The 26,979-nt window shown below is 62.6% G+C and carries 1 pseudogene; it reads right to left on the bottom strand.

Going from position 1 to position 26,979, the window contains the following annotated elements:
• Positions 1–66 precede the first annotated feature (66 nt).
• Positions 67–26,919, bottom strand: a pseudogene (locus ACFWAD_RS22770) (non-ribosomal peptide synthase/polyketide synthase).
• Positions 26,920–26,979 lie beyond the last annotated feature (60 nt).

The following is a 26,979-nucleotide window of genomic DNA, read 5'->3' as shown; positions in this document are numbered from 1 at the left end:
GGCGCTCGCGTCGCGGGCTTGCGGCTTGGTGGCTTGGTGGCTTGGTGGCTTGGTGGCTTGAAGTTGTCATGCCCGTTCGGAGTAACCCGAAAACATCGTGAGGAGCCGAGCCATCTCCGGTCCGATGACCGCCATGGCCGCAGGCTCGATCATCTCGTTGTGTCCGCAGCCCACCGGTATCTCCAGGATCCGGCCGGTCACGAGCGGACCCCATTCCTGGGTCGACCTTTCGCGCGGAATCGTGTCGTCTCCTCCGGTTGCCGGGAAAATCACCAGGTCTCCTTCGTAAACCTGTGGAACGAACTGGTGCGTGATTCGCTGCGAGGTTTCGTACGCACGGGCAATCCGCTCGAGGTCCCGGCCGTCGACCCCGGCCTCGGTCCCGACCGACTGGGTCAACACGGCCGCCGCCTCGTCGAAGGTCAGATCTTCGTCGGTCTCGACCTCGAGACCGAGTCCTCTCAACAGGTCCCGTACATCGAGGACGGCTGACGGCGCCGCATCGCCGTTGTCGGGGTAACTGTCCATCATCGTCAGTGTTGCGACGTCGCTGCCGGACGATTGCAATTCGACGGCCATGGCGTGCGCGATGACGCCACCGAGCGACCACCCGAGCAAGTCGTAGGGCCCTTCCGGCGACACGGCCTCCATCTCTTCGACGTAGCGATGCGCCAACTGTTCGATCGACTGATAGTCACCGTCGTCGCTGAGTGCGGGGAGCTGAAGGCCGTACACCGGTCGATCCTCGGGCAGGTACCGCACCAGACCGGCATACCCCCAGGACAGCCCCATAGCAGGGTGCACACAGAACAGTGGTCGCCCACGTCCTTCTGCGCGCAGCGGAACAACCACGGCGAGAAACTCTTCCATGCCGGCGCTCACAGCCGGCAGGTCGAGGCGCCGAGCAATTCCGGCGGGTGTCGGGTCCAGGAACAGCCATTGAAGTGGAATCCTGCGTTGGAATCGGGAGTGCAGTGCGCTGACGATTCGGGTGGCAACCAGAGACGACCCACCCAGGTCGAAGAAGCTGTCCGCGGTGCTCACCCGGTCGACGCCAAGAACCTCGGCGAATGCGTCGACCACTGCGTGTTCGGTCTCGGTGACCGGTTCGCGGAACTCTGCTGCGGCCGAACTGAATTCGGGTGCCGGCAGAGCCTTCCGGTCGAGCTTACCCACCGGCGTCATCGGTATTCGCTCGAGAAGTACCACCGCCGACGGAACCATGTGCGCGGGTAGTCGGTCGGCCGCGTACACCCGTATCTCGTCGCTGTCCGGGGCTTCGCTGTCCCTGGCTACGCTGTCCGTGGCTTCGCTGTCCCTGGATTCGGCATCCGACGCACGCACATACGACACCAGGACCGTTTCACCTGAGGGTCCGACCTGGCCGATGGTGGCAGCGAAGTCCACGGACGGGTGTCGCGTGAGAACTGCATCGATTTCGCCGAGTTCGATCCGGAAACCACGGATCTTCACCTGGAAGTCGCTGCGCCCGATGTACTCCAGCGTGTGATGTGACCCAGTACTTGCACTGTTGTCATCGTTGGTACTGCTGTCATCACGTGCACTGCTGTCATCACGTGCACTGCTGTCATCACGTGCACTGTCGCCGCCGGACTCACGCCAGCGCACGACATCTCCGGTGCGGTACATCCGACGCCCCGGGGCCCCGTACAAGCAGGCCACAAATCGCTCCGACGTCAGTGAGGCCCGATTGTGGTACCCACGTGCCATACCCGGGCCGATGATGTACAACTCCCCCGGCACACCGACCGGGACGGGTTGCAAACGCTCGTCCAGCACCAGGAAACCGAATCCCACTGCGGGCGAGCCGATGTTCACCCCTGCCCCGGGTTTCATCGAATCACTGACGCTTGCCTGCACCATGGTTTCCGTCGGGCCGTACCCGTTGTGCAGCCTCCGACCCGGCGCCCACTGCGTGACCACCTCCGGCGGACAGGCCTCGCCCACCAGATCGAGGACACGAAGCGCCTCGAATCCGTTGTCACCGAGCGCCGCCAACGCAGTCGGCGTGATGGTGGCATGAGTGACCTGCTCGCGCCGGAAAACGTCTGCCAATTCGGCGCCACCGTACACCGCCGGTGGAACGATCACGACCCGTGCGGACGCACTGAACGCCATGGTCAACTCGAAGATGGACGCGTCGAAACTCGGCGACGCCAACTGCGAGACATGCGAATCGTGCGTGACCTCGAACCTCTCTCGAGTCTCTGCCGTGAAGTTGGCCAGACCGCGATGAGTGATGTTCACTCCCTTGGGCTTTCCGGTAGAACCCGAGGTGTAGATCAGATAGGCAGGATGGTCGAGGCGCAATTCACCAGTTCGGTCGTGGTCGGTGATCGGTTCCGGCGACAACGCCGCCACCCGCTGCTCGAAGTCAGGATCGTCGAGTTCGAGCCAAGGAATCACGTCGGGTAGATGGGTTCGGCTTCCGCGAACCGTCAATCCGAGTGAGGCTCGGCAATCGGCGAGCATGTATTCGACGCGCCCACGCGGGTAGTCGGGATCGGCGGGCACAAAAGCAGCTCCGGCTTTGGCCACCGACCAGATGGCCACCACCGACTCGATCGATCGTGGCATCCCCAACGCCACGAAGGTCTCCGGGCCCACACCCCGACCGCACAGTTCCCGGGCCACACGGTTCGACCACTCGTCCAGTTCGCGGTAGCTGATCTGCCGGTTCTCCAGTGACAGAGCCACCGAGTCCGGGTCGACCGCAGCAGCGGTCGTCAACAAGTCGGGCCATAGTTTCGGTGGTACTCCCGTCTGTCCACGCGCCGGCACCAACTCGCGAGTTTCGAGATCACCGAACAGCGCAATGTCACCGATGGCCGCTTCGGGGTGCACAGTCACGGATTCGAGAACACGTACGAACATGTCGGCAAAGCTGCTGACCGTACCTGGATCGAAGAGATCAGTGGCGAAGTCGACCGCGCCGCTCATCCCTCGGGGCGCTCCACTTTCGTCGAATTCCTCGGCCAGGAGGAATTCCAGGTCCACCTTCACGACGTCGAGTTGGGGGTCGATGCCGCGGACTTCCAACTCCGGCAGTTGCAGATTCGGCCGTTCGTTGTTCTGGAATTCCAACGACACCGAGGCGATGGGAGCGTAGGCCGTCGACCGTTTAGGCCCGACCGCATCGACAACCCTCTCGAACGGAACCTCGGAATGCGCGAACGCCGCGAGGTCGACCTCGCGACAATGCGCCGCGAAGTCCCGGAACGACTGAGCCGAGTCCACCTGTGTACGCAGGGCAAGTGTTCCGACGAACATGCCGATCAGGTCATCGAGGACGCGGTCCCCTCGACCGGCGATCGGTGTCCCGATCACGACGTCGTCGGTGCTGCCGAGACGTGCCAGCAGTACTGCGAGCGCCGCGTGCACTGTCATGAATGCAGTGGACTGATGCTGCCTCGAAAGCTCCTGGATACGGCGATGGAGGTCACGGCCGATCGAGAAGTGGATGCGCGAGCCGTGAAAAGTCTGCTGTGCGGGCCGGTCCCGATCGAGAGGAAGTTCCAGGAGGTCGGGTGCGCCCGAGAGTGTGCGTCGCCAGTAATCCAGCTGTTCGGAGATCACCGATGCCGGGTTTTCGCCGGAACCCAGAAGCTCTCGCTGCCAGAGGGTGAAGTCGGCGTACTGGATCACCAGAGGCGCCCATTGCGGTTCTTCGCCGCGTACGCGGGCCTCGTAGGCCGTCATCACATCACGCACCAACGGGGACATCGAGAAACCGTCGGCGGAGATGTGGTGCACCACAACCGCAAGTACGTGTTCGCGCTCGCCCATGGTGAACAACGCTGCGCGCATTGGGATTCGCGCTGCGACGTCAAACCCTGCCGAGACCATTCTGGCAAGCTCGCCGCGTAGGTGATGTTCGTCGGCAACAGGTGGTTCGGCCAACTGCGGCAGCGCCGTGCTGTCGGTGGGCACTATGTGCTGGAGCGGCCCGTCGCCGCGAACCGGGAACATCGTTCGTAGCGATTCGTGGCGGGCGATGACATCGGACACCGCTGCTCTCAACGCCGGCTTGTCGAGTTTTCCGGTCAGTCGCACCACGAGCGGGATGTTGTACGCGGGCGAACTGGTGTCCAGTTGATTGACGAACCACATTCTCTGCTGAGCAAACGACAACGGGATGTTTTCGGGTCGAGGTCGCGGCTCCGACACCGGGCGCCCCGACGGTCCAGCAACCGACTGTTCGATCACCGCAGCCAAGGCTGCTACCGTCGGCGCCTCGAACAGATCCCGCACGCCGACGGAGGCTTTCAGCACTGCCCGCAGCCTGGCCGCGGCCGATGTAGCGCTGAGAGAATTTCCCCCGAGGTCGAAGAAATTACCGTCGGCACCGACGCAGTCGAGGCCGAGCACCTCTGCAAACACGTTCGACACCGCCTGCTCGATCGGGCCGACAGGTGAACGAATATCCCCTGCGGTCGTGTGGATCTCGGGACTGGGCAACGCCGAGCGGTCGAGTTTGCCGACGGCTGTCAGCGGAATGCTCTCCAGCACGACAACTGCGGCGGGCACCATGTGCGAAGGCAATCGCTCGGCCAGGGCATTAATCAGGAACCTGGTGTCCAATCGGCCCTCTGCCGGCACGACGTACGACACGAGCCGGGAGTCTCCCGCGGGGCCGCGGTGAGCAATGGTGACGGCAAACCCGACGTTCGGCTCCGCCATGAGCGCGCTGTCGATCTCACCCAGTTCGACACGGAAGCCCCGAATCTTGACTTGGAAGTCGGTGCGGCCGATGTATTCGATACGCGATTCGGCCGTCCATCGCACGATGTCTCCGGTGCGGTACATCCGCGTTCCCGGGTCACTCGGGTTGGCGACAAAGCGTTCTGCCGTCAATCCCGGCCTACGGTGGTATCCCCGCGCCACTCCAGGCCCGGCAAGGTACAGCTCGCCAGGCGCCCCGACGGGAACGGCTTGCAGCCGCGAATCGAGCACCAGTTCGCTTACACCCCTGATTGGTCCACCGATCGTGATGCGTTCACCAGCCGCCATCGGCGGGCTGACGTTGGACATGATCGTCGCCTCGGTCGGTCCGTAGGCGTTGTACAGCCTGCGGCCGGGCGCCCAGCGAGCGACAAGGTCGGGCGGGCAGGCTTCACCACCGAACACGACATCCGAAAGTTGCTCGAGCCCAGCTGGATCCACCAAAGCCAGTGCCGCGGTGGTGATGAACGCGTGGGTGACGGCGTGCTCGGCCAGAAGCTCCGCAAGCTCTTCGCCCCCGTACACCCCAGGCGAAGCGATCACCATGGCTGCGCCGGCGCCGAAAGCCTGCAGATACTCGAAGAGCGACCCGTCGAAACTCGGAGTGGAGAAGTGCAGTGTGCGCGATTGTGGTGTTGCACCGTAGCGTTCGACCTGGTCCCGCGCGAAATTGTCGAGGCCGCGATGAGTGACCACCACTCCCTTGGGCACGCCGGTCGACCCCGAGGTGTAAACGACGTAGGCCGCGGAATCCAACCCGATCGGACGGAGTCGGTCGCTGTCGGTCAGAGGGCAGCCCGAGAATCCTTCGCACTTCTCGGTGAAGTCCGGATCGTCGAGAATCAGCCACTCTACGATATCGGGCAGCCGATCACGACATGCGGTGGTGGTCAATCCGACGCCGACGTTGGAATCGCTCAACATGTGGGTGATCCGCTCGTCAGGGTAGTTCGGATCGATCGGCACGAATGCAGCGCCTGTTTTGGCCACGGCGAGTATCGACAATACCGAGGTGAGAGAACGCGGAACACCGACCGCGACGTAGTCCTCGGTCCCCAGTCCTCGCGAGACGAGTACGCGAGCAATACGATTCGACAGGAAATCCAGCTCGCCATAGGTCATGCTGCCGCTCGCCGACACAACAGCGAGTGCATCCGGATCCTGCTGAACTGCCGCGTCGAAGATCTCTGGAAAAATGCGGGTCGACCCACCAACCGCACCACGGACGGGCACCAGTTGGTCGCGTTCGATCTCCGTCAGCACCGACACCGCGGCCGAGGATTGATCTGGATGGACACACGCTTCGAGCACGCGCCGCAGTCGGCCGGCGATGGACTCGATATCGCCCGAGTCGAAAACCTCGGGTAGATACTCGAACTTCAGCCGAAGCCTGGTATCGACCGACGCCACCAAACTGAGCGGATAGTGGGCAGCATCCTTCGCCTCGACGCCGGCGATGCGGATCCCCGCGTTGTCCGTATCGGTCGACAGTCCTTGACGGTCAACGGGGTACGACTCGAAGACTGTCAACGTGTCGAAGCCGATCTCCGGCCCGGAGGCGTCTTGGATCTCGGAAAGTCCGAGATAGTGGTGATCCGACAACTCCGCCTGCTCAGACTGAATCCGCTGTAGGAGAGCGCCGACACTCTCACCCGGGCGCACCGTGATTCGGACCGGAATTGTGTTGATGAACAGCCCGATCATGGTTTCGATCCCGGTCAGCTCGGGAGGTCGACCCGATACAGTCGCTCCGAACACCACATCGTCTCGCCCGGTCAGCGCCGAGAGGACGATCCCCCACGACGCCTGGACTATCGAATTGAACGTCAGCCCTCGGCTCCTCGCTACGCCGCGAAGTTTCGTCGTGAAATCCTCGTCCAGATCGAACACCCACTCGGCCGCCATGGTGGAGAGTCGACGCAACCGATCTTGCGGGGCCAGCAGCGTCGGTCCGTCAATTCCCTGCAGTGCCTTCGCCCACACCCCGCGGGAGGCTTCCCCGTCGCGACGGTTCATCCAGGTCAGGTAGTCGAGGTAGGGGCGTGCACGCGACAGCTCCGACGCCTCACCGTCCGCAACGTACAGGGTCGCCAACTCCCTGATCAGAAGTGGCATCGACCAGCCGTCCAGAAGGATGTGGTGGTTGGTCAGCACAAGCTTGAACGTTTCCGGGGCAATCGCGATGAGCGTGAACCTGATCAGCGGCGCACGCGAGATGTCGAACGGGAGCGCTCGGTCCTGTGCCAGTACTTGCTCGAGATCCCGAGTTGACTTGGCAGCGAGGTCGACTGCCTGCCATGGCGCAGCCACTTTGCTTCGGACCACCTGGACGGCGCGGCCGTCCGCGTCATGAAGGAAGGCGCTGCGCAAGTTTTCATGCCTGTCGAGCAGCGTATCGGCCGCGCGGCGAAGGCGTTCCGCATCGAGGTCGCCGACGAGGTCGAGGGTCACCTGCACGAGGTAAGCGTCGACGGACTCTTCGGCCAGTTCGGCATGGAACAGCAGACCTGCTTGAAGTGGTGAGAGTGGCCAGACGTCGCGAAGGTCGTCGCACCGACTCTCGAGGTCGTCGATCGCATCCTGTCGAAGCTCGACCAGATCGAAGTCCGAGGGTGTGAATCCGCCACCGTCCGCTGCGTATTCGCCGAGCCCGACGAGTGCATCGACCCACAACTGCGCGAGGTGGCGGACCTCGTCCTCGCGCAGAATGTCCGGCGAATAGGTCCAGGCGGCAACGAGCTCCGGGCGATCTGCAGTGTCGCTGCCCTCGATGATCATGATGTTGACCTCGAGGACAGCCGCCAGCGGCAGCTCGGTGACCGCAACTGCCCGCAGACCCTCGTCACGGATCGGTATCCATTCCGTTGAAGCATCGGCCTCGGATCCACCGACCCGTCCGAGGTAGTTGAAACTGATCTGTGGGGCAGAAAATTGCGAAAGCGACTGTGCTGTCGCATCGTTCAAGTATCGGAGTAGGCCGTATCCGATACCCCGTTCCGGCACCGCCCGGAGTTGTTCCTTGACAGCCTTGACAGCCAAGCCTGCAGCCGGACCGCCGGCGCAGGCATCACTCGGATCCACTCCGCTCAAATCGAGGCGCACCGGGAAGATCGACGTGAACCATCCGACGGTACGAGCAAGATCAGCCCCCGGGACCACCGGTTCCTCACGTCCGTGACCCTCGAGGCTGATCAACGCCTCCGGAGCGTCGATCCCACGCTCGCTCCGCCAGCGAACCAAAGCCATAGCCAACGCCGTCAACAATCCGTCCTCGACGCTCCCGTGAATCGCCTGCGGCACATCGGTCAACGCGGTTTCGGTCAAGGCCGGGGGTACCCGCATTTCGATGTCTGCGGCACTCACGCCGGTATCCGTCGTCGCCAAGGAGCGCGCGCCGAGCATCGGGTCCGGACCTCGCAGTGTGTCCCGCCAGTAGTCGAGTTCGGCCACCCGATCCGGCTCGTGCGCGGCGTCGACGAGGCCGCGCGCCCATCGACGCATCGACGTCCCGACCGGAGCCAGTGAAGGGTCGATGCCTGACTGCACCTGCGCACACGCGAGCGCGAGATCGGGGATCAGAATTCGCCAGGAGACCCCGTCCGTCACGAGGTGGTGCGCCACGAGAAGCAACCGCTTGCGCCCAGATCCGTCAGGATCGAACAACACTGCTTGCACCATCACGCCGGTCCCCGGATCGAGCCGATCCAGAGCGGCGCCAAGTGCCGTCGAGACCGTCTCGGCCACAGCGCCGTCGAGGTGCACGCGGTGCACGACTGTCGGCGACCTCACCGCGCCCGCAGGCTCGACGTCCATTCGCTTAACGGATTCGGGATTCGGTGCGACCCGAAGACAGGCTCGGAGGATGTCGTGATGGTCCAACACGGCCTGCATGGCCTGTGTCAACGTGTCCTCGTCGAGCGTGGCAGGAACCGAGAGCAGAACAGATTGGGAGAACCGGCGAAAATCTCCACCACGCTCAAGCATCCATTTGACGATCGGCGTCAATTCGATCTCACCGACGCCGCCGCCAGGTAATTCGTCGAGGACGACACGGTTGCCAGCCGTTCCGGCCGTCTCGGCCAGCGCTGTCACGGTTTTGCGCTCGAACACCTCGCGCGGTGTGACGAGAACTCCGGCAGCCTTGGCGCGGGTCACCAACTGGATGGACATGATCGAATCGCCACCGAGGGCGAAGAACGAGTCGTCCACCCCCACCTCGTCGAGTCCCAGAACGTCGGCAAAGAGGCTCGCAAGGATACTTTCCGTGTCCGAGACGGGAGAACGACTCTCGGTTGTCTGTTGCCCGAAGTCAGGTTCAGGCAACGCTTTCCGGTCCAGTTTCCCGTTCACCGTCAGTGGCAGGGCATCGAGAACCGTCACGACAGCGGGGACCATGTGTGCTGGCAACTTCGCCGAGAGGACCTCGAGCAGCGCCTTCGGAGAGACGGTTGCACCGGACTCCGCCACCACGTAGCCCACCAACCGGTCTCCGCGAGCCGCCACCGCCGACTGCGCCACTCCGGCTCCGGAGAGCAGAGCAGACTCCACCTCGCCTAGTTCGATCCGATAGCCCTTCACCTGCACCTGCATGTCATTGCGACCGAGGTACTCCAGTTGCCCGTAGTCATTCACGCGCCCCACGTCACCGGACCGGTACATGCGCGCACCGATGACTGTGAGGTCGGGAACGAAACGTGTGGCGGTGAGGCCGAATCGGCCGAGGTATCCGCGTGAGACCTGGTCGCCGGAGACATACAGTTCACCCACGACGCCGGGCGGCACGGGGTGCAACCGCTGATCCAGCACGTACACACGCAACCCCTGCAGTGCCCGCCCGATCACCGAAGCAGATCCTTCACGCACCAGTTCACGATCCAGCGGTAGGTGGCTGACGTGCACGGTTGTCTCAGTGATGCCGTACATGTTGACCAGATCCGGTGGCGAGGTCCCGCGTCGGGCGTACCAGCGCGTCAGCTGTCCGAAGTCGAGCGCCTCACCGCCGAAGATCACGTAACGCAATGACAGGTCCTCGCCCCCGGCACGCCGGTCGGCTTCCGCCAATTGATAGAAAGCGGTAGGCGTTTGATTGAGCACCGTGACACGTTCGTCCCGCAGCAATTCGAGGAATGCCTCGGGTGACCGTGCCGTGAAATAGTCGACCAGTACCAGTCGGCCTCCGTGTGCGAGTGCACCCCACATTTCCCACACCGAGAAGTCGAATGCCGCCGAATGAAACATCGTCCACACATCGCCGCGGTCAAATCCGAAGAGCGCTCTGGTGTTTGCCAGCAGCGTCACGACGCTGCGATGAGGTACCTGCACCCCCTTCGGTCTCCCGGTGGACCCCGAGGTGTAAATCACGTAGGCCACCGAATCGGGCCGCAACGGTAGTAGTCGGTCTTCGTCGGTCACCGGCAGCGGCGAAAACCTCTGCAGCGCATCACGAGTGTCGGCACTGTCCACGACGATCACGGGCACGCCGCTGTCGCCGACGTCATCACCGCCCGCGGTCGTCGTCAGTACGCACAGCGGCGCAGCGTCACGCAGCACGAAACTCACCCGTTCGAGCGGAGACGTCACGTCCACCGGTAGGTATCCACCGCCCGATTTCACCACCGCCAGCAGAGCCACAAGAAGTTCGAACGACGGGGTCATCGCCACTGCCACGAGTGTCTCTGGCACGACCCCCTGCGCCACCAGCAGTCGCGCGAGGCGGTTGGCTCGCTCGTCCAGTTCGCGGTAGGTCACCGACTGGCCGTCACAACGCACCGCCACGGCATCGCCCGAAGTGAGCACCGCTCGTTCGAAGAGATCCGAGAGCGAATCATCGTTCCTGCCGATAACCGAGGGAGGCGGCGCAACCAGCACCTCGCTACGTTCGCCGGTCAGAAGAATGTCGATGTCACCGACAATCGCAGACGGATCTTCGATCACGGCGTCGATCACCCTCCCGAAGCGCTGTGCAATTCGCTCCACTGATCCTTGATCGAAAACATCCGTGGCGTAGCGGAAGCCGGCGCTGATCCCATCCGGAACGCCGCGCTCGTCGACCTGCTCCAACACACTCAGTTGCAGATCGAATTTTGCCACCTCGAGATCGATGTCGAGCGAACGGATCGTCAACTCCGGTAGTTCGAGGCGCAGACTCGTGGCGGTCTGGAGTTCGAGTAATACCTGAAATAGGGGTGAATGCGCAGTGGAACGATCGGGCGCAAGGTAGTCCACCAGCTTTTCGAAGGGAATGTCCGCATGGTCCAGTGCGCCGAGATCTGTCGACCGCACTGCCGCCAGAGTGTCGGCAAAGGTTGCTCCGGATTCGACCGGCGTACGAAGAACCAGAGTATTGACAAACATCCCTACCACGTCGTCCAACACCGCTTCGCCGCGTCCCGCGACCGGCGTCCCGATCACAACGTCGCCTGACCCCGAGAGCCGCGCCAGCAGCACCGCGAACGCCGCGTGCAGAACCATGAAAAGTGTCGAATCATGCTGGTGTGCAAGGTCAGTCAAAGCTCGATGAACTTCAGGTGAGATACTCACCGAGACCACGGCACCTTCGGAAGAGCGCTTCGGCCTTCGAGGTCGATCAAGAACGAGCGGTGAGACTTCAGGGATTCCCGACAGCGCCTCGGTCCAGTAGGTGAATTGTTCCGCGATCGACGTACCTGGAGCATCTTCTGCGTCGATGATCCCCCTCTGCCACACGCTGTAATCAGCGTAGTGGATGGGCAATGGCGCCCACCTCGGACTCTGATCCTGCGCACGGGATGTATAGGCGCGCATCAGGTCACGTGCCAGTGGCGTCATCGAGAAGCCGTCGGCCGCGATGTGGTGGACAACGATCGCAAGAACATGCTGCTCCGGTCCGATTCGGAGCAACCTCACGTGCAGCGGGAACTCCTCGGCCACATCGAATCCCACGTCGAAGAACCCATGCAGCGCCGCAAATATCTGCTCGCCGACAATCCGTACGGGGTGGATCCGAGGAGCAGCGAGCGCTGGTTCGACAATCACCTGGTGCGGCCCGTCCGCGGAAGTCGGAAAGATCGTCCGAAGGGATTCATGCCGTTCCACCACATCGCCGAGCGCAACTTCGAGCGCTTCGAGATCGAGGAATCCGTCGAGTTGCAGGGCAACGGGAATGTTGTAGAGCGGAGATGAAGTGTCGAACTGGTTGAGGAACCACATACGCGACTGCGACAGGGACAGTGGAATGTGTTCTGGCCGTGCCATACCCGAGAGTTCAATTAGACCTGACCCTCCGAACCCCGTTTCACCAAGTCCAGATTCCGCCGGATCGATCGAGGCCGCCAGATCAGCTACCACCGGAGTGTCGAACAGAGCTTTGACCCCCAGTTTTGTGCTCGCCGCGGTGTTGATACGCGCTATGACGCGGGTAGCACTGAGAGAGTCCCCGCCGAGCCCGAAGAAATTGTCATCGGCCCCCACCTGGTCGAGATCGAGTACGTCAGAGATCGCACGAGCGACCACACCTTCGTTTCGCGTGATCGGCGCGCGATATTCTGCGGCGTTGAAAGTAGTGTCCGGTAGGGCTTTACGGTCCAACTTCCCATGCACCGTCACCGGCAACCCATCCAACACCACCACCACCGACGGCACCATGAACCCCGGAAGAGACCTCCGCACCCCCTCCAACACCACCACCTCATCCACCACCACCCCCACCTCACCCACCACAAACCCCACCAAAAAATCCCCACCCACACCCGACCGCAACACCACCACCGCACCAGCCACCCCCACCTGAGCAACCAACACCGCCTCCACCTCACCCAACTCCACCCGCTGCCCCCGCACCTTCACCTGAAAATCGCTACGCCCCACAAACTCCAACACCCCACCACACCCCCACCGCACCACATCACCCGTCCGATACACCCGACCACCAGACACCCCCGACACCGGATCCGCCACAAACCGACCCACCGTCAAATCCACACGACCCTCATACCCCCGCGCCACCTGCACCCCACCCACATACAACTCCCCCACAACCCCCACCGGAACCGGCCGCAACCGCGAATCCAACACCAACACCCTCGTATTCCACACCGCCCGACCAATCGGAACACCCACCCCCACAACACCCTCCACCACATGAAACGTCACATCCACCGACGCCTCCGTCGGCCCGTACAAATTCACCAACTCCGCACCACACACCCCCGCAAACCGCCCCGCCAACACCGACGACAACCCCTCACCCGAGACAAACACCCGACGCAAACTCGAACACCCCACCCCCAACTACCCCACGAACACCTCCAACATCGACGGCACAAAATGCACCACCGACACCCCCCACCGCTCGATCACACCCACCAAATACACCGGATCACGATGCCCACCCGGATCCGCCACCACCAACCGAGCACCCACCATCAACGGCCAAAACAACTCCCACACCGACACATCGAACGACACCGGCGTCTTCTGCAACACCACATCCCCCACACCCAACGGAAACTCCCCCTGCATCCACAACAACCGATTCACCACCCCCGCATGCGAAACCACCACCCCCTTCGGACGACCCGTCGACCCCGACGTGAACATCACATACACCGCATGCTCAGGCAACAACACCCCCAACCGATCCCCCACCCCCACCGGATCACCCGAAAACCCCGAAACATCAACACAACCCACATCAACAAACCCCACCCCCACCGGCAAACACCCACCATCACCAACCCGCGACAACACCACCACCGGATCCACCACCCCCACCACAAACCCCACCCGCTCCACCGGCGCACCCACATCCACCGGAACAAACACCCCACCAGCCCGCACCACCGCAAACACCGCCACCAACAACTCCACCGACCGCGACAACGCCACACACACCCGCGACTCCGGACCCACCCCCAACGAAATCAACAACCGCGCAAAACGATTCACCCGAACATCAAACTCACCCCACGACAACACCACCCCACCACACACCAACCCCCCACCACCCACACCAGCAAACCGACCATCCAACACATCCACCAACGTCAAACCCCCCACCACCACCCCCACACCATCCCAACCACCCACCACCAACCCACGCTCACCCGCAACAAACACGTCGACCTCGCCGACCGTTGTGTCCGCGTCCTCTGCGATGGCGGTGAGAATCCGCGCCAAACGCTGTGCGAAGGTGTCGACCGCTGCGCGTTCGAAGGCTGCAGGCTGGTATCGCAGACTCAGGTGCAAAGCGGACTCGGCGATCGAAAGCAGGGTGAGCGGGTAGTGCGTGGCATCGCGGGCGTCCACAGTGGTGACTCGCATCCCGGCGATGTCGGCGTTCTCATCCATCCCCGAAGCGTCGACGGGATAAGACTCGAAGACCGAGAGCGTGTCGAACAGGTTGCCCATCCCCACCCGTGCCTGAATCGAGCCGAGCCCGACATAGTGATGCTCGAGCAGTGATACCTGCTCGTCCTGTAGTCGAGCGAGCAACTGGGTCCACGTCTCGTCCGGATCCAGTTGCACACGTACGGGTAACGTGTTGATCAGCAGTCCCACCATGTTTTCCACACCAGGTAGTTCGGGTGTGCGTCCCGAGACCGTGGCGCCGAAGACTACGTCTTCGCGGGACAGCAATCGGGACAACAGAACACCCCACGCGGCTTGGACCACCGTGTTCATCGTGATCCCGCTGCGCTGGACCAGTGCACTGAGTCCGTCGACTACCGGTTCAGGCAGATCGACGATTACTTCCTCGGGCACGCCCTGCTCCACGTTCGGTGCTGGATCTGCCAACAGGGTCGGCTCCTCGACGCCCCGCATGGCGTCTTCCCATACCGCGAGCGAGGTGTCGGGATCGCGGTCCGCCAACCACTCCAGATAGGTGCGGTACGACGGGGACTCGGGAAGATCGGGCGGAACTCTGTCGACCGGGAGACCGTCGGCGGCGTATCGCATCAGCAGTTCCCGTACCAACAGTGGCATCGACCAACCGTCGAGAACAATGTGATGGTTTGTCACCGCCAGTACGCACCGCGTCGCGGTGGTTCGCAGCAACGTCAGCCGCAGGAGTGGCGGCGAGGCCAGGTCGAAGGGGGCTCTGCGATCCTCGTCGAGGCACCGCCGTAGCTCTGCTTCGGTAGCCGATCCTTGTTCGGTGAGGTCTACTTCGCTCCATGGAATCTCCGCGTCGTCGACGATCAACTGCGCTGGTACACCGTTACTGTCGTAGACGAACGCCGCCCGCAGATTCGGGTGGTCGACCAACAGTCCGGCAGCAGCGCCGCGCACACGCTCGGAATCAACCACTCCTTCGAGTTCGACACACAGTTGAGCTGTGTAGACATCGGTGGACGTTGCCGCCAGTGAAGCATGGAACATCAACCCCGCCTGAAGAGGCGACACCGACCAGACATCGTTCAATGCCGGGTAATCCCCCTCCCAACCTTCGATCTGTTGCTGGTCGACCGAGACCAGTGGGATGTCCGACGGTGTGAGACCACCCGCACCGGGTCGCGACGCATGAGCGGCCAGACCATCGAGCGCGAGGCGCCAGATGTCCGCGAACTCCGCGACGTCCGACTCGTCGAGTACCCCGCGTGGAAATGCAAACGACGCTGTCAAGCACGGGCCGTCGGGACCGTCCTCGACGGCCGCGTTGATGTCGATCACCGACGCCACCGGCATGGAACGATTCTGTGTTCCACCGAGTTTTCGATTGCCTTCGACCGGCAGCCAGTCCTGCGCTCCGTCGGAGGTGCTCACCCGACCCAGATAATTGAAACTGATTTGAGGAGCACGGTATCGGCTGAGGTTCTCCGCGTCTTCGGACAGGTACCGCAGCATGCCGTATCCGATTCCGTGGTCCGGGATCGAACGCACGTGCTCCTTGACGACCTTGACGGCGCGCCCCGCTTCGCCTCCACCTGCCAGTGCGTCGTCGACATCGATCCCGCCAAGATCCAATCGCACCGGGAAGAGCGTGGTGAACCAACCGACGGTGCGAGAGAGATCGGCGCCGGGAACGGCATCTTCTTCACGTCCGTGGCCTTCGAGACTGATCAGCGCGTCGGAGGTATCGATACCCCGGCGTCGTCGCCACCCGATTGCTGCCAGCGCAACAGCCGTGAGGAGGCCGTCGATCACGCCGGCGTGGAATGCCGCAGGAACCGTGGTGAGAAGGCTCCTGGTCACGTGAGACGTGATGTCAGCAGTGACGGTGTCGACCGTGTCGTCGACGTCGATCGTGGGATCGAGTGGGCGCGAACCGATCAACGGGTCATCGCCGTCCAGGATCGTTTTCCACATGTCCAGTTCGACGCTCCGGTCCCCCACGTGCTCGACAAGCCCATGCGCCCATCGCCGGAACGACGTTCCGATCTGTGGCAGTTCGGGCGTGACACCGGACCGCAGTTGCGCTGTCATCGACGCCAGGTCTGTGACGAGAATGCGCCAGGAGACGCCGTCGACAACCAGGTGATGAATCACCAGCAGTAGCCGGCCCCGCTTGTTCGGCACATCGGGATTGTCAGCAACGTCGAACCAGACAACGCGAACCACGTCGGCGGAAGCAGGATCCAAGCGCTCGGCCGCGGCTTCGAGTTCCCTCGACACCAAGGCGGTGAAGTCGTCGTCGTCCACCGCGTCGACCCTCACACGACTACTCAGTCCTTCAGCCGAGATCGAGCCGGGCGGTGGAACTTCCATGACCCGCTCACGCTCGACCAGGCGTGCTCGGAGCATGTCGTGCCGGTCCAGCAGCGCCTGGACGATACGGACAAGGACGTTCTGGGTGAGATCACCGGGAGCTGTCAGCAAGAGCGCCTGGGAGAACCGGCTCAGTTCGCCGAACAAGCCGCCGCTGCGATCGAGCATCCACTGTGCCACCGGCGTCAACGGAACAGTACCGATGCCCGATCCTGCCAGCTCCGCGAGAAGTTCCGATCCGTCGTGCTCGAATTTCGCCGACTCGGCAAGCGCGGCAACAGATTTACGGACGAACACATCTCGAGGCGAGAAGATCACACCTGCATCGCGAGCCCGGGCCACCAATTGGATGGACATGATGCTGTCGCCACCGAGCTCGAAGAACGAATCGTGCACTCCTACTGTTTCCACGCTGAGCACCTGCGCGAACAGGCCGGCGAGTAGATTCTCGGTTTCCGTTCGGGGTGGCCGATCAGGTGAGGAGGCGGACGAAAAATCGGGCGCGGGAAGCGCTGCGCGGTCAAGTTTTCCGTGAACCGTCAGTGGAAGCGCATCGAGTATCACCAGGGCCACAGGCACCATGTACGACGGCAGCCGCTTGCCGGCATGCGAGAGGACGTCACGCGTATCGATACTCGCTCCCCGATCAGGTACCACGTAGCCGATCAACCGATCGCTACCGTCTGCGTTCCAGACGTCCGTCACCGCCTGGGTCACGCGCGGGTGCGACTGCAATGCCGCTTCGACTTCCCCGAGTTCGATGCGGTACCCACGGATCTTCACCTGGGAATCCGTACGCCCGAGGTACTCCAGCTGTCCGTCAGTAGTCCAGCGCACCCGATCGCCCGTGCGATAGATCCGGGTTCCCGGCAGACCGAACGGATCAGCGACAAACTGCGTGGACGTCAGTGCGGAACGCTGGTGATAGCCGCGTGCCAAAGCCGGCCCGGCAAGATACAACTCCCCGGCGACACCCACCGGCACCGGGCGAAGCCGCGAATCCAGCACTACCTCGGCAAATCCCCGAGTTGGTGCACCGATGGTGACCGTTTCGTCAGGCGTCAGAGCTGCACTGATACTCGACACGACCGTTGCCTCGGTCGGGCCGTAGGCGTTGAACATTCTTCTGCCCGACGCCCAGCGGGTCACCAATTCCGATGGACACGCCTCTCCGCCGGTGACGACGCATCCGACTGTGGTGAGGCCGTCGGGATCGACGGACGCCAGTGCCGCCGGAGTGACAAAACAATGAGTGACGCGCTCGCGCTCCAGTAACTCCGCCAGCTCCGACCCGCCGTAGACGGTCGGGGGCACGACCACCATGGTGGCTCCGGCACCAACGGCCCACAAGAGTTCGAGAACCGAGGCGTCGAAACTCGGCGAAGCGAAGTGCAGGATTCTGGATCGAGTCGTGGCAACAAAAGTCTCGCGCTCCTCGCGAGCAAAGTTGCTCAACCCGCGATGCGTGACCGTCACACCCTTCGGCGTTCCTGTAGATCCCGACGTGTAGATCACATAGGCCGGATTGTCGGTTCGAATCCGTGTCGTCCGATCCGCGTCGGTGATTCTCGACGGCGAGTACGTCGACAACCGTTCCGCCACACTCTCGTCGTCGAGAACCAACCACGGCACTCGGTCGGCGAGCACACCGCGATGCGCCCTGATGGTCATTCCCCAGGCTGCGCCGGAGTCGCCCAACATGTACTCGATACGTTCAGAAGGATGACTCGGGTCCACGGGAAGGAATGCCGCACCGGTCTTGGCAACGGACCACACTGCCAGAACGGACTCGACGGAACGTGGGACGCACAGCGCGACCATCGACTCGGGGCCCACTCCGGATTCGATCAGCATGCGGGCCAACCGGTTCGACTGCGCGTCGAGATCGCGGTAGGTCACTTCATGCTTCTCGAATACCAGCGCGACGGCGTCGGGATCGTGGGCGGTTGCCATATCTGTTGCTGCAGTGAGCAACGCCGATAAACTCTGTGCCGCGGCGGAAACCTCACCTCGAACAGGAACCAGTTCGATGTGCTCACGGGTGTCGAGGATGTCGATATCTCCGATCTGCGAGTGCGGATCGGAGGTCACGTTATCGAGTATCCGCTGCAAGCGACCGGCGAAGGACCCTACTGTTCTCTCGTCGAAAATATCTGTGGCATATCCGAATTCAGCGTGGATGCCGCCCGGTTCGCCGGTATCGTCGAAGGTCTGCGATACCGTCAACTGCAGATCGAAGTTGATGGTGTCGATCGCGACGCCGACGTCGGTCACCTGCAGGTTGGGGAGTTCAAGTCCGGGCCGCTCGATGTCTTGGAACTCCAGCATGACTTGAAACAGGGGCGAGTATGCCGTCGAACGTGAAGGATTCACGTTCTCGACGACACGTTCGAACGGCACGTCGGCGTGAGTGAAGGCGCTCAGATCGATGCCTCGGACCAGGTCGAGGAACTCCCCGAAAGTCGTCCCGCGGTTTACTGCAGTGCGCAAGACCAATGTATTGACGAACATCCCCACCAGTTCGTCGAGCTCTCGCTCCCCACGCCCGGCGATCGGAGTTCCGACGGCGACGTCGGCGGTATCACTCAGTCGTGCCAACATCACGGCCAGGGCTGCGTGCACGACCATGAAGATCGTGGCGTTGTGCTGGCGGGCAAGGCCGATCAGACCGGCATGAATCTCCGAATTCACCACGAACCGAACCCGCCCGCGTCGAAGCGAGCGCACATCACCGCGCGGTCGATCGGTGGGAATGTCGAGAACCTCCGGTGCGCCGGCAAGATTGTCGACCCAATAGCCGAGTTGTGTCGAGACCACGGACTGCTCGTCGGATTCCGAGCCCAACCAATCACGTTGCCACAACGCATAGTCGGCGTACTGGATCGCCAGCGGCGCCCACTCGGGCGCCTCTCCCTTCACTCGGGAGGCGTAGGCGCTCATGAGATCGCGAGCCAGCGGCGCCGTGGAGAAGCCGTCTGCGGCGATGTGGTGTATCACGATCACCAGGACATGCGTCAGGACTTGATCACCCCCACGTAACAGAGTTGCGCGCAACGGGACCTGCTGTGCGACATCGAAGCCCTCCGAGACAAGGCTGCGGCACCTCTCGCGCAGTTCCTCCTCGCCCGGCACAATTGTCGGTACGAGGTTTGGTAGGACCTGTGAGGAAGGCACGATCACTTGGCGTGGGCCGGCGTCAGTGAGCGGGAAAACCGTGCGTAGAGACTCGTGCCGGTCGACGACGTCGCCAAATGCCGCGTGAAGTGCACTGACATCCAAAGTGCCGTCCAGCCGTAACGCACACGCGATGTTGTACGCGGCGGAATCAGGGTCGAACTGATTGGCAAACCACATCCTCTGCTGCGCAGGTGAAAGCGGGATATCCGTGGTTGCACCCCGCGGTCTCAACGGCGGCTTGACTCCGACGCCGCCACCGGCGTCCCCTCCGCGTGACTGCGCCAACTCGGCCAGCGCTGCCACGGTGGACGCGTCGAAAACGTCGCGGATACTGATCCGTTCTCCGAGAACCGAATTCACCCGCGCAACCAACCTAGTCGCACCGAGAGAGTTTCCACCGAGAGCAAAGAAATCATCGCGCACACCGACCCTCGATATTCCCAGTAGCTCGCCGAAGACGGTGGCAACGGTCTCCTCGAAGGGCGTACGCGGTGCAACATAGTGAAGCGGAGGAGGATCAAAGTCGATATCCGGTAGGGCTTTACGGTCCAACTTCCCATGCACCGTCACCGGCAACCCATCCAACACCACCACCACCGACGGCACCATGAACCCCGGAAGAGACCTCCGCACCCCCTCCAACACCACCACCTCATCCACCACCACCCCCACCTCACCCACCACAAACCCCACCAAAAAATCCCCACCCACACCCGACCGCAACACCACCACCGCACCAGCCACCCCCACCTGAGCAACCAACACCGCCTCCACCTCACCCAACTCCACCCGCTGCCCCCGCACCTTCACCTGAAAATCGCTACGCCCCACAAACTCCAACACCCCACCACACCCCCACCGCACCACATCACCCGTCCGATACACCCGACCACCAGACACCCCCGACACCGGATCCGCCACAAACCGACCCACCGTCAAATCCACACGACCCTCATACCCCCGCGCCACCTGCACCCCACCCACATACAACTCCCCCACAACCCCCACCGGAACCGGCCGCAACCGCGAATCCAACACCAACACCCTCGTATTCCACACCGCCCGACCAATCGGAACACCCACCCCCACAACACCCTCCACCACATCAAACGTCACATCCACCGACGCCTCCGTCGGCCCGTACAAATTCACCAACTCCGCACCACACACCCCCGCAAACCGCCCCGCCAACACCGACGACAACCCCTCACCCGAGACAAACACCCGACGCAAACTCGAACACCCCACCCCCAACTCCCCCACGAACACCTCCAACATCGACGGCACAAAATGCACCACCGACACCCCCCACCGCTCGATCACACCCACCAAATACACCGGATCACGATGCCCACCCGGATCCGCCACCACCAACCGAGCACCCACCATCAACGGCCAAAACAACTCCCACACCGACACATCGAACGACACCGGCGTCTTCTGCAACACCACATCCCCCACACCCAACGGAAACTCCCCCTGCATCCACAACAACCGATTCACCACCCCCGCATGCGAAACCACCACCCCCTTCGGACGACCCGTCGACCCCGACGTGAACATCACATACACCGCATGCTCAGGCAACAACACCCCCAACCGATCCCCCACCCCCACCGGATCACCCGAAAACCCCGAAACATCAACACAACCCACATCAACAAACCCCACCCCCACCGGCAAACACCCACCATCACCAACCCGCGACAACACCACCACCGGATCCACCACCCCCACCACAAACCCCACCCGCTCCACCGGCGCACCCACATCCACCGGAACAAACACCCCACCAGCCCGCACCACCGCAAACACCGCCACCAACAACTCCACCGACCGCGACAACGCCACACACACCCGCGACTCCGGACCCACCCCCAACGAAATCAACAACCGCGCAAAACGATTCACCCGAACATCAAACTCACCCCACGACAACACCACCCCACCACACACCAACCCCCCACCACCCACACCAGCAAAACGACCATCCAACACATCCACCAACGTCAAACCCCCCACCACCACCCCCACACCATCCCAACCACCCACCACCAACCCACGCTCACCCGCAACAAGGATCTCCGCATCACCAACCGGCGCAGTAGGATTCGCCACGACCGACCTCAGTAGGCGAACGAACCGCTCCCCGAACTCCGTGACCGTGCCGGCCTCGAAGATGTCCGAGGCATAGGTGAAGGCTGCATCGAAGCCGGCGGGAATGCCGTCCTGGCCGCGCCGTTCGGAGAGCGCCAACTGCAAGTCGAATTTTGCGACACCGATATCCACCGGGATCGCATCGACAACGAGTCCTGGCAGTTCGAGATGGGGGTGGGTGATGTTCTGAAACTCCAGCAGAACTTGGAAGAGGGGTGAATGCGACGTCGAACGCTGCGGCGCAATCGCGTCGACAACGCTCTCGAACGGCACCTCGGTATGCCCGAACGCTGCCAGATCCACTTCGCGAGTCCGGGCAAGAATGTCCTCGAAAGTCGCGGCAGTATCAATGGCGGTTCGCAGGACCACCGTGTTGACGAACATCCCGACCAGATCGTCGAGCGCTTGCTCAGCGCGCCCTCCCACCGGAGTGCCGATTGCTATGTCGGCCGCGTCGCTCAGTCGCGCCAACAGCACCGCCAACACCGCGTGCATCACCATGAAGGGAGTTGCGTTGACGTGTCGAGCGAGATCGAGAAGGTCACTGTGCACGTCCGCGGGCACCGAGAATCGGACCGAATCACCGCGCATGGACCGTTCGGCCGGTCTCGGTCGATCCAGCGGAAGGTCGATCACGTCAGTCAGACCGGACAGGGTCGACGTCCAATAGTCCAACTGCTTCGACGCGAGAGTGTCCGGATCGGCGTCACTTCCGAGAAGATCGACCTGCCATTGGCTGTAGTCGGCGTACTGGACGGGCAACGGGGGCCAGCTTGGTATCTGATTCGCTGCTCTCGCTTCGTAGGCGCGGGCCAGGTCACGGGCGAGCGGCTCGAGGGACGCTCCGTCCGCCGAAATATGGTGAACAACCAGTACGAGCACACGTTCGTCCGGAGCGATCCGAAAGAGAGTGCCGCGAAGGGGCACCTCCACACTCACGTCGAATCCTTGTCGAGCGAGTTCGGCAATCCGCTCGTCCAGTTCTTCCTCGTCCGCTGCTTCCTCGTCCCACGCCATCTGCGACATCACGCGCTCCGGGGGAACTACGACTTGCAGTGGGCCGTCCACCGAGGCGGGGTAGACGGTTCGAAGCGATTCATGACGATCGACGACATCTCCCACTGCGGCCCGCAGCGCAGCGGCATCCAATGCTCCTGAGAGTCGAACCGCCATGGGAATGTTGTAGGCCGGGGATGACGTGTCGAACTGGTTGACAAACCACAGGCGCTGTTGCTCCAGGGACACCGGCACTGTGTCCGGACGCGAATGTCTCTGCAAGAGAGGACGCCTCGATCGAGAATGATCGAGGCCGGATGCCTTCGCATCACGCACTTTCACCGCCAGCGATTCGACTGTCGGTGCCTCGAACAATGCTCGCACCCCGAAATCGACTGCTGCACCCGAGTTGACACGCGCGATCAGCCTCGTCGCAACCAACGAGTTCCCACCAAGATCGAAGAAGTTGTCACCGATACCGACCTTCGCAACACCCAGGACGTCAGCAAAGATCTCGGCCAGCAGGTTCTCGTCGGCGCTCACAGGTGGCCTGAACTCGTCCGATCGACCGATCAACTGCGGCGCAGGTAATGCCCCACGATCAATCTTTCCCGACGGACTGATCGGCAACTCGTCAAGAAGAACAAACGCTGCGGGCACCATGTACGACGGCATGCGGTCCGCGACGTACTGCGTCAACTCGGCCGTCGACAGCGCACTCGCGCCGGCAGGCACGACGTACGCGACGATCATCGTAGCGCCGGAGGGAGCTTCACTCGCCACCGCAACTGCATTCTCGACCTGCGAGCACGACTGTAGGACGGTGTCGATTTCCCCGAGCTCGATCCGGAATCCACGAACCTTCACCTGGAAGTCGCTACGACCGACATACTCGAGCGCACGGCCGCGCCGGACGCGAACCAAGTCCCCCGTTCGGTACATACGCTGCCCGGTGGGGCCGAAAGGGTTGGCCACGAATCGTTCTGCCGTCAAGGCGCGCTTTCGGTGATAGCCACGCGCGAGCGCCTCACCCGAGATGTACAGCTCCCCCACAACACCGTCGGGAACGGGGCGCAATCGCGGATCGAGCACGATCTCGTGGAATCCACGGAGCGGTCCACCTACGGTGATTGTCTCCGACGACGCCAACGGTTCGCTGATGTTCGACATCACAGTGGCCTCGGTCGGACCGTAGGCGTTGCACAGTCTCCGTCCCGGAGCCCACCGCTGTACGAGTTCCGGTGGGCACGCCTCTCCACCGAACACGACATTGCCGAAGTCCGAAAGACCATCGGGTGACACTGTTCCGAGCGCCGCGGTCGTGACAAAGCCGTGCGTGATCTGCTCGGAGCCGAGGAATCGGGACAGCTCGTCCCCACCGAGGATGGTGCTCGGGGCGATCACCATGGTCGCTCCGGCACCGAAGGCCAGCAGATATTCGAAGATGGAGGCGTCGAAACTCGGCGTCGAGAAGTGCAGCGTTCGGGAATTCTGGGTCGCACCGAACCTCGAACGCTGCTCGCCGGCAAGATCTTCCAGACCACGATGGGAGACAATCACTCCCTTGGGGAATCCGGTCGAACCCGAGGTGTAGATCACGTACGCCGGATTGTCGGGCCGGAGTGAGTACACCCGATCGATGTCGGAGACGGGACGCCCGGACAACTGTGCGCAGTGGGTACGGAACTCAGGGTCATCCATCGCCATCCACGGAACCGAATCCGGTAACCGGTGGAGTTCCGAGACGACCGTCAGTCCCAGCGTGGCGCCGGAATCGGTCAGCATGTAACGAACACGTTCAGACGGATAAGTCGGATCCACGGGCACGAATGCCGCACCCGTCTTCGCCACCGCCAACATGGCGACAACTGATTCGATCGAGCGCGTCAACCCCAGCGCCACAAGGTTTTCCGGACCGATTCCGCGGGCAATCAACATTCGGGCCATCCGACTGGAATCCTCGTCGACTTCTCGATACGACAACTCGTCACCGAGATACGAGAGAGCTACGCGGTCGGGATGTTGCCGCGCCGCACCGTCGAACAACTCGGCGAGGGTGCGATGCGAAGTGCGACGGCCACTGCGGTCAGGCCGTGTCGCGGATCGTTCGTCCTCCGACAGGATGTCGATGTCGCCGATCACGACTGACGGACCCGTGGTGAGGGATTCCAGGATATGCGCGAACCGTAAACCAAAACCACGTACCGTTTCGGGCTCGAACAGATCGGTAGCGAACTCGAGCGCCACCGTTATTCCGGACGGTGCACCCTCCGTGTCGAAAGTTTCCACCGCACATACGCCGAGGTCGAAACGGCCAACGTCACGAGGTCGCTCGTCGGTGCTGCCGATGCACTCGAACGTCACCTGAACGACCGGTGCATACGCGGGCACATCTTCCACGCCGAGCGCCTGCGCCACCTGCTCTATCCGTATCTCACTGTGCAGCAGCGCATTACTGCGAGCCTCGGAGACGCTGTGCAGGAGCGTCGTGAACGGCATCTCCAGATCGATGCGATTGCGGACGGCCACCAGGTTCGCGCCGAATCCCGTCGGCGCACCGATCACCACGTCCGAAGCTCCGGACAACCGGCTCACCAGGAGCGCAAAGCCTGCGTGTAAGACCGCACGTGTGTCTGTCACGAGATCACTCGCCATGGCGGTGATCCGAGTGTGAGTGTCGGCGCCGACCCGAACGTCGACCTGTCCGCTTTGCAGCGATTGCGCTGCCGGCCGGGGTCTATCGGACGGAAGTTGCAGCAGTTCAGGTGCCCCGGCGAGCTGATGTCTCCAATACGCGAGTTGCCGAGCTTCGCGGCGTCGTCGCACACCCTCGCGCGCAGTCAGGCCGTGAACTGCCGAGAGTTCGGCACCTGGATCGGCCGCGATCAGCTCTTCCAGTAACTCGAGGAAATTCCGGTGGTGATCGCGCAAACCCGCAACCTCGTACCGGTTCGGGTTCGCCCGAAAATCGACACGCAGCCTGTCGCCACTCGGGTAGACGTTGACCAGCAGATCCTCCACCGGACCGGACGTGACTATGTGGTACTCGCCCACCATCTCGCACAGTCGAACCTCCTGGCGGAACAGCATGACGTTGACCATGGGGCCGGCAAACGAGTCTTCTTCCTCCACAACGCTCTTCACGCCCGCGTCCCGACGGATGTCGTCGAGGCTGCAGCGCTGATGTCGCAAAGCACCCATGAGCTCACGCTGGACCTGCGCGACGAGTTCCCCGACGGTATCGACCCCGGCCGTAGCGATCACCAACGGTGCGACGCTGACCATCATTCCGCCCGAGTTGCGTAACAGCGCCGTTGTCCGCCCGGACATCGGAACATGGATATGGACAGTCTCTTTCGCCGTCAACCGCGAGAGGTACAGCGCGAGTGCAGCGATGACTGTTGCAGCTTGGTTCTCGGATTCGTCGAGTCGGATACCGCCGAGGCGTGAGAGGAGAGCACTCTCGATTGCGCTCTCGGGCAGTGCGGGCCCAGAGTCGTCCGCCAGGGTGGTTGATCCGGCGACGGCCGCGTTCCGCCCGGCCCAGTACTCACGGTCGGCAAGGAATCGATCCGACGTTCTGTATCGCACGTCGATGTCGTACAGCGTGCGCAGCGGCGCGGCACGAGCAGGTTTCGGGTCCTTCTTCGCCACCGCGGCCGAGTACCGGTGCGCGATACGGTTCATCGTGGTCATGGCACCGAAACCGTCGAGCGCTACGTGATGAATGCGGCTGTACCACAGGTAGTGCAGGTCACCCACACACAGCACAGCCGTCTCGACGATTTCGTCGACTGCCAGGTCGATTTGCGTCCGGCAATCTCGGCGCATCCATTCGAGCGCAGTCTCGAACGGATCCTCGGTCCCGCGGAAGTCGACAAAACCGACCGAGATTTCGGCAGTCGCATCCACGTACTGCATCGGTTGACCGTCGACCTCGATCACTTTCAGCAAGGGAGATTGGAACTCGTGTGCAACCGCTCGCGTTTCCCGATCCAACAACTCGACGTCCAATTCGCCGCGCAACTCGACGTAATGCGCAATCAAAATCGGGACCTCAGGATCGAGCTGTTGTGCGAACCAGGTTGCCCGTTGCGCGGCCGAGAGCGGAAAGCGCGTCTCATCAGAAGTGTCAGTCCGTTTGACCTCGAAGGGTTTCACAGTGTCCCGCCCCGCACGGTCGCCGCGGCCGCCGAGTGCGTAGCCGCGTCCGAATCAACA

The sequence above is a fragment of the Rhodococcus sp. NPDC059969 genome, from assembly GCF_042738325.1.
Taxonomy (GTDB): domain Bacteria; phylum Actinomycetota; class Actinomycetes; order Mycobacteriales; family Mycobacteriaceae; genus Rhodococcus_F.
The sequence above is the reverse complement of the archived record's forward strand: the minus strand, read 5'-3'. Positions and strand labels throughout refer to the sequence as shown.